This window comes from Bacteroides sp. Ga6A2 (genome assembly GCF_000702225.1).
Taxonomy (GTDB): domain Bacteria; phylum Bacteroidota; class Bacteroidia; order Bacteroidales; family Bacteroidaceae; genus Ga6A1.
Genome location: NZ_JNKX01000069.1, coordinates 1 through 7048, shown reverse-complemented (window position 1 = coordinate 7048; position 7048 = coordinate 1). Strand labels below are relative to the sequence as shown.

General features: G+C 37.1%; 11 protein-coding genes. All 11 read right to left on the bottom strand.

Features of this window, described 5'->3' with window-relative positions; genetic code table 11:
- A partial coding sequence (locus T538_RS0113320; protein ID WP_031541383.1) for a DUF4372 domain-containing protein occupies window positions 1-536 on the bottom strand: 536 nt, incomplete at its 3' end.
- Window positions 537-720: 184 nt separating this feature from the next.
- Window positions 721-1191 (bottom strand): hypothetical protein, encoded by a 471-nt coding sequence (locus T538_RS0113310; protein WP_031534480.1) that lies wholly within the window; start codon window positions 1189-1191, stop codon window positions 721-723.
- Between the two features lie 213 nt (window positions 1192-1404).
- Complete coding sequence (locus tag T538_RS18675; RefSeq protein WP_031534478.1) at window positions 1405-1989, bottom strand: hypothetical protein; 585 nt, start codon at window positions 1987-1989, stop codon at window positions 1405-1407.
- Between the two features lie 28 nt (window positions 1990-2017).
- Window positions 2018-2497: a hypothetical protein gene (locus tag T538_RS0113300; RefSeq protein WP_031534476.1), complete on the bottom strand. Its 480-nt coding sequence runs from the start codon at window positions 2495-2497 to the stop codon at window positions 2018-2020.
- Between the two features lie 570 nt (window positions 2498-3067).
- Window positions 3068-3502, bottom strand: coding sequence for a DUF4348 domain-containing protein (locus tag T538_RS0113295; RefSeq protein WP_081834999.1), 435 nt, complete (start codon window positions 3500-3502; stop codon window positions 3068-3070).
- A 223-nt stretch (window positions 3503-3725) separates the two neighbouring features.
- Window positions 3726-4160, bottom strand: coding sequence for a DUF4348 domain-containing protein (locus T538_RS0113290; RefSeq protein WP_081834998.1), 435 nt, complete (start codon window positions 4158-4160; stop codon window positions 3726-3728).
- Between the two features lie 30 nt (window positions 4161-4190).
- Complete coding sequence (locus T538_RS0113285; RefSeq protein WP_155993220.1) at window positions 4191-4778, bottom strand: hypothetical protein; 588 nt, start codon at window positions 4776-4778, stop codon at window positions 4191-4193.
- Window positions 4779-4838: 60 nt separating this feature from the next.
- On the bottom strand, window positions 4839-5357 hold the full coding sequence (locus T538_RS0113280; protein WP_031534467.1) for a hypothetical protein: 519 nt from the start codon (window positions 5355-5357) through the stop codon (window positions 4839-4841).
- A 198-nt stretch (window positions 5358-5555) separates the two neighbouring features.
- The gene (locus tag T538_RS0113275) at window positions 5556-5951 is read right to left on the bottom strand and encodes an Imm50 family immunity protein (RefSeq protein ID WP_031534465.1); all 396 of its coding nucleotides are present in this window, start codon (window positions 5949-5951) and stop codon (window positions 5556-5558) included.
- Between the two features lie 30 nt (window positions 5952-5981).
- Window positions 5982-6398 (bottom strand): Imm50 family immunity protein, encoded by a 417-nt coding sequence (locus tag T538_RS0113270; protein WP_031534464.1) that lies wholly within the window; start codon window positions 6396-6398, stop codon window positions 5982-5984.
- 181 nt (window positions 6399-6579) lie between these two features.
- A partial coding sequence (locus T538_RS19020; RefSeq protein WP_034539198.1) for a hypothetical protein occupies window positions 6580-7048 on the bottom strand: 469 nt, incomplete at its 5' end.

Sequence of the window (7048 nt, the reverse complement as noted above, 5' to 3'; positions counted from 1 at the left end):
ATGGCATTGATGTCGCTGACGGCAGCTTCTGAAAGCCAGATGAAAGTAGGAATCGAACCGCGCAGGTCAAGCATCGTGTGCATTTTTATTCCGCCATTGCCGTCCTTGTATTTTGCCCATGGACAGAGTTGCAGGCAGAGGATTATGGTGCTGCTGTCGAATGCATATACCATTTCTTCGATATCAAGCCTGAACTTGTCGGTCTTGTATAGCCTTTGTGCCTTGGATACAAGAACCATGGCGTAGTCGCGGTAGATCTGCCATGCCTTCTTCTCATTCATTTCTGAAATAGTGGATTTTCCCATCTGCTTCATTCCAGAATGATAGAGTTTTGGTCCAAAGACCTTCAGTGTGGCTTCTATGATGCGAAGGCTGGTCCTGCCTGTAAGTTGGGCAAAGCTCATTACCTTGAACTGGTCACGACACGTATACTTCTTGGTTCCCTTGTCTCCATTGTATCTGTCAATGCATTTGTTTAGTTCATAGTCTGGTACAACCTCCATGATTTGGGCGAATACAGTCTTTCCTTTGGGCATACTCAGTTTTATTAAGATAAAAACTGTTCCAAAGGTAAGTTTTTCTATCAGAAAAACTTATATGCAATATAAGTATTTGAAATTCACTTAATTATAAGCGTGTTGTATAATTATTCCGGACACTAGTGCAGTTATTGACAAATAATACTAATATATCTACTGCATATTCCTGAGAACAGGGGTATTACTTATCCTCACAATATATCAGAGATGTAAGGGAATCTAATTCTTCGGGAGAGGGAACTCTCAGCCCCTTTACCAAATAGTGGCTTTTGTTGTCTGTGTATAGATAATAGTCGTTAAACTCTTCGTATTCAAGGAGCTTTAGCTTTAGGATTAAGGAATCCCCATCTTTGTAGTGCAGAATTACCTTGTTATCTTTAAAATCAAAAGTTCCTTCCTTAGCAATGTAATTGCCATTTTTGTCATAGTCGTTGAATACAAATTCGCCATTCTGATTAAAACGAATGTTGACATCTGCACAATGTGGTGTTCCCCAAACATCAACGAGGAAGTCGGGAATCGTTATTCTTGCCTCATGTTTGGGCTTAACTGTTGATTTATCAGATAGCGAATCGTTTGTATCTGATTTAGTGTTATTATGCATGCAAGATGTAAACAACGCCAAAGCAATAATAAATGTTATTTTATTCATCTTTCAATTATTTTGTTTAAGAAAAACTCGTCGGTAAAAACCGACATAATTAGGATTTAAATCGGGATATACGGATGTGTATATGCATATTATTAAGTTCGACTTTCTCAATAACTTATAGTATAGAGGAGCAACAGATTTTGTTTTCATAAAACCAATTTTTAAAAGATATCTCTTTGTTCTGCCGAGTTTAGGAATTTGGGCGGAATAATGCTAATAGATTAGATATACTTCCGTTAGCATGGGAAGCCTGCCTTCCTTTCTTAGATAGAATTTTGTATATTTTATGCGAAGAAGAAAGTTTTTTCGGATGTCTGCGAGAATACTGTAATCAAAATCACTTTCTTTAAATTTTTCCAACTTGTTTTTATATTGCATGTGGATGATTTGTACTTTTTCTCCAGGGGCGAAATACTTCTTTATCAAAATGAAATAGATACCAATAGAGTCTATTGCTGTTTCGTCATTTTTGCTATAATTCTTTTTGATGGTAAAGTTGTCTTGTATAAATACAGCATATTTTGGTTTTTTGTCTGCTATATTCTCATACCCAATAACTGGAGAGTAAGCATATCCAGAAAGTTCCATGTCTCGTTTCCTGTATTTTACGTTTGTTGTGTCGATGGTTCCAATGTCATCAACGGCAACTTTGGCAAAGAAGGAATCGGGAAGAATGTACTTCTTTTCTTCGGTAAGAGTATTCTGCCGACTCTTGTGTGTGCTGTAATTGCATAAACCGGTTGATTTACAGCAGAATGAAATTGCCAGCAAAATGTATAATCTTAGGAATCTGTTCATGTAAGTTCTGTTTTTGAGTTGTTACTGATTAAAATTTTTCCAGCCACACTTTGTCGGGGAGGTATATTTCACCATTTTCTTCTGTAAGTTTCCATAGCAGAGTTGAATCGTTTACTAAATACAAAACAGCCTTTGCCGATGAGTTCTCTCTGTAACTCCCTTTTATACGGACATATAGCGAGTCGTTGACGAAACGCCCCCAAACGTTGGTTTCGACATCAGTATCGGCGTTCCAGCCGTCTAATCTATATCCATTGTCCCAGATGGAAGCGAACACTCCTTTTACATATATTTTCCCGGTTTTTCTGAGTTCCAGACAGAATGATTTGTTTTGGTATGCGCTATCGTTTATCCATACCATATAATGCCATTTCCCGACATATCCGTCGATGCCCTTTGTTTTTGAAGGACTGACCGTGGCATTATCGCCCTGATGCGTGCTAACGGAAGGCTCGCGCTTGCAGCATGAAACCAAGACGCATAGTAAGATTACGATGTATTTTTTCATTATTGTTCTGTTTAAGAAGTTGGCTTTGTCTTGCCAAAATTAAGAATTTCTGCCGAAAGAAGAAATGTTTTGTTGCGGATAGTTTCATTCCCACTCTATTTCGGCTTTGGGCGAAACAGCCTTTGAATAGCAGAGGCGGGTAGAGTCGTTTTCTAACCAAAGGATTTAAATATTGTCGTGAAAATACTCCACCTTTTGTAGGCAGACGGCATACTTTCCATTTAGTATATTCTTTGGAGCATCAATCAAGATAGAATCTTCTTTCTCTCCAATTACTTTCCACTTTCCTTTGGCATTTCTTTCTAATTCTTTTATCCCTTCATAAGAATTTTCTACGGGTGCATCTGCCGATTCTATGGTCGGTAATTTAACGCTTGAATTTTCGAACGTAAGAGTAAAACTTAACGGCTTGAACTCTGTGCTTCTGTTTATGTATGTCTCTTCCTATAGAATGTTGTATGTGCCTTGTAATCACTTCTTGGCAGGAAAGTCGGAGCATGCGCATATACATAAAGTCAAAAGCAGATATAATATTTTCTTCATCTCTTTAGGAATTTTGGGGCTATTCGGTTACATAGAACCGTCGTCAATTTTGTATAATGTCCATGTTCCGTTAGTGCGTTTAAACATGTATGTAACATGGATGCCGCAGTCATCGCCACTTATTAGTACGGTATTATTGTCTGCGTCAATACTTGTACTAACCTTTTCTTCGTAGCCGGGATTGAAGAGATCGTCATGTCTCCAGTCGTTTCTTTCTATAAAGTATACAGAGTCTCTCTCGTCCATGCCGCCTTCGCAACATATCGTCATCTCAAGAGGAAACGAGATGTGGCTTATTTGGAAACATGAGTCTGAACAGAAATTCTTTACAAACTCCTCAAAGCTGGGTTCTTCCTGCTTGTTAACTCTTGTAGTTGTGGCTGTTTTTCCGCCGTTTCCGTTAGGATGCTTACATCCAACGAGCATCAAGATAAATAAAATAAAGATACTTTGCTTATTCATAATTTTAAGAAAAAATTAACCTTCTCCCGACTACAGTTAGTCCTTTTATTTGGAAATTGTCCATATCTGCACAATTATTCGGCGGCACAGTTTTTATAGAATCTACGCATTTTGCCTCTTCCATCCACTTCTTGGCAGGAAAGTCGGAACATGCGCATATACATAAAGTCAAAAGCAGATATAATATTTTCTTCATTTCTTTAGGATTTTTGGGGTTATTCGGTTACATTGAAGCGTCATCAATTTTGTATAATGCCCATGTTGAGTTAGTGCGTTTAAACATGTATGTAACATGAATGCCGCAGTCATCGCCACTTATTAGTACGGTATTATTGTCTGCGTAAATATTTGTACTAACCTTTTCTTCGTAGCCGGGATTGAAGAGATCGTCATGTCTCCAGTCGTTTCTTTCTATAAAGTATACAGAGTCTCTCTCGTTCATGCCCCCTTCGCAACATATTGTTATCTCAAGAGGAAACGAGATGTGGTTTATTTGGAAACATGAGTCTGAACAGAATTTCTTTACAAACTCCTCAAAGTTGGGTTCTTCCTGCTTGTTAGCTCTTGTTGTTGTGGCAGTATTTCCGCCGTTTCCGTTAGGATGCTTACATCCAACGAGCATCAAGATAAATAAAATAAAGATACTTTGCTTATTCATAATTTTAAGAAAATTTTAACCTTTTCCCGACTACATATCTTTGGGTGCTGGCTTTATAACAAAACTATTTTTAATGTTGTATTTTGCAACTGCAACGGGGACGGCAATTCTTTCAACCAGACAAGAGTCGGCGTCTTGCAGATTTTCCGAAGTGTTTGATATTTTCCAGTATTTCCGTTTGTCTAATTCTGTAAATATGCAATGGACAGATGCTGAATTATAGCTGACTTTTGCTCCCGTTTTTAGAGTCAGAAACTTTGTTCCTTTCTTATCATCATATAGGTCGAAATAGAAATCGCCAATACAGTCGACGCTGTTCTTTGAAAATTCGTAATCTTTTTTGTCTTTATATACAAGTTCGAATGCCTCGTCGTGTGCTGCTGAAATGTACAGATTGCCTTTGCAGATGCTTTTTACAAAAGAATCTACACACTCGGTGTTGGCGAAAATCGTGTCGCTTAATGTTGCAACATTGAAGTATATCGGCCAGCTATGTTCGCCCGGAACGACAACTATCGAAATATAGTTGTATTTTCCGCCGAATAGTTTTGGCTGCGTTTCTGTACCCATAGAGCGACAGAACACAAAGCAAAAGACAAACAGTAGTAGTTTTTTCATTTTTTATGAGGTAAAAATCTGTTGTTTAAAGATGAAAGTTGTCTTGTCGTTAGCCTTGCCTTATCTAATTGTGAACTGATCTCCACAAGGAGAAATCAAAATTGGTTTTATATCGGTTGTATCTAAGCTGACATTCGGTTTTACATGCAGGTAAGAATACGAATAAGGCTTGTAGTCTAAGTCGTAGAAATTGCAAAGCTCTACGTCGAAATATTTGTATATTCCAGTACTTATCGTTGTGCATTTTACTTTTTTCAAAAGGCTTTGTATCGAATCGACCTTTGTCTCTGTCCAGCCTAAATAAGCCAATGCCTCCTTATATTCCTTTCCGCCTTTTTTAATTGAATAGCCACCGCGAATGTTTCTCTCTCCGTTTGTGTATCCGTCTATGGCAATTGAAATAGATTCGTCTTCTCTGCCAAGACAGAAAAATACTTTTTTCTCTTCTCTTATCTCCGAAGGTATTGAACTCTTAAAGAGATTCACCAAACTGTCTAAATCATATTTGTACAGTTCGAAATTCTCTAATGTTATGTTGTTTCCGCCCTCGCTGCACGATGCTAAGGTGCTGAGAGCCAAACAGATTAAGAGAAATGATGTAATCGCATATTTTTGTTTGCCTTGTTCTTGTCTGCGCACGAACAGACAGAAAGTAAGACGCTAAATATTATTAAACATTGTTTCATTATTCTTTTTATTTCGTCGGGGGCATTATAGTAACGTTTTTGTTTTCTTTGGTCTCGCCTATTTTTCGAATTTGGCATGACTACGGAGATTCTAATCCCATACAGCGCATGCTGATATTTTTTTTGCGAATATCCATTTTGCATCAAAGCAGATTCTTTTTCCGTCTGTACTGTTTGTAATGCAAACGCGTTTTTTACCATTATTATCTGAAATAGTCATACAGCAATTCATACCGTTTGTTATATTGAATTCAATAAATTCAATACTAATAAAAGCAATCCATATTTGAACGTTAGTAGCCTTTTGTATCAACCATTCAGATGGCATTTCTTGTGGCAATTCCGTGGTATCTACGCATATACGAATTTCTGCATCTTTTCCCGGAATTATTATCATCTTTTCAATTTCTACATTCTGCAAATCTGGCATCTTTTCTTTGTATATCTTAGAAATGCACTTTGCATCATTAAATAGAGCGTAATCCATAAGAATTTATTTTTATCTTTGAGACAGATTCTAAAGCCATTCTGCTGGGTCTGAGGTGTTATTAACATAAGCAGAGATTTCATTTGCGAATATCCATTTTGCATCAAAGCATAATTTCTTTCCATCGGTACTGTTTGTAATGCAAACGCGTTTTTTACCATTATTATCGGAAATGGCTATATTGCAATTCATACCGTTTGTCAGACTGAATTCAATAAATTCAATACCAATAAATGCAATCAAAAATTGAACGGTATTAACCTTTCGCATCAACCATTTTGGTGGCATATCTTGTGGCAATTCCGTAGTGTCTACATTCATGTAAATTACCGCATCTTCACCTGGTTCTATTTCCATTTTTACAATTTCTACATTTTGTAAATCTGGCATTTTTTCTTTGTAAATCATAGAGATGCACTTAGCATCATCAAATAGAGAGTAATCCATATTATTTTATTTTTTTGAGAATTATATTCCGAATTCGGCAAAACAAATTTTGGGCGAATTTCTGCAAACAATCCTTCGGGATTCGTTCGGGATGCCTTCGGGTTTTACATGTTTTGTTTTGGCATAAAAATCTTATGAGAGTTCTTGTTGCGCGACTGCAAATCTGCACAAGCAAGGCTGACTAATTTTGATACACCTTTACTCTTTTTAAACCGTTTTTCTTGTCACATATAGCGTCGGATGTGTACATTTCGACATTGCACGATAACATTATGTACAAGTAGAAAGCTGGCAAATCTCCGTCTGCTTGTTTTTCTATACGTGTAGAAAAATGCTTATAAGCTTCATATGTAGGGATAAATTTAGACATCACAGCAACTCTTATTGCCTTTCCCTTTATGCGATAAATCCATGCTCCGTAAGTGCGCGATTTGTCGGTGTAATAATATTCTTTGGGTAATTTGCGAAAATTGGGCACTTCGGAATAAGAGCCTTGAACAATGTCGCTCCAATAAGAGTCGAATGGAGGAAATAAGAGCAGATTGTTACATCTAAGATTCGGGCATTTCAGGAAATTAACCAAGTTACGTTGTAAGTCATACTCGTATAACTGCCCTATATAATCGTTATCAACCATTATGTCTATAATA

Coding starts and splice junctions, on each gene's coding strand:
- T538_RS0113310 (WP_031534480.1), bottom strand. CDS start 1,191: ATGAATAAAATAACATTTATTATTGCTTTGGCGTTGTTTACATCTTGC.
- T538_RS18675 (WP_031534478.1), bottom strand. CDS start 1,989: ATGAACAGATTCCTAAGATTATACATTTTGCTGGCAATTTCATTCTGC.
- T538_RS0113300 (WP_031534476.1), bottom strand. CDS start 2,497: ATGAAAAAATACATCGTAATCTTACTATGCGTCTTGGTTTCATGCTGC.
- T538_RS0113295 (WP_081834999.1), bottom strand. CDS start 3,502: ATGAATAAGCAAAGTATCTTTATTTTATTTATCTTGATGCTCGTTGGA.
- T538_RS0113290 (WP_081834998.1), bottom strand. CDS start 4,160: ATGAATAAGCAAAGTATCTTTATTTTATTTATCTTGATGCTCGTTGGA.
- T538_RS0113285 (WP_155993220.1), bottom strand. CDS start 4,778: ATGAAAAAACTACTACTGTTTGTCTTTTGCTTTGTGTTCTGTCGCTCT.
- T538_RS0113275 (WP_031534465.1), bottom strand. CDS start 5,951: ATGGATTACGCTCTATTTAATGATGCAAAGTGCATTTCTAAGATATAC.
- T538_RS0113270 (WP_031534464.1), bottom strand. CDS start 6,398: ATGGATTACTCTCTATTTGATGATGCTAAGTGCATCTCTATGATTTAC.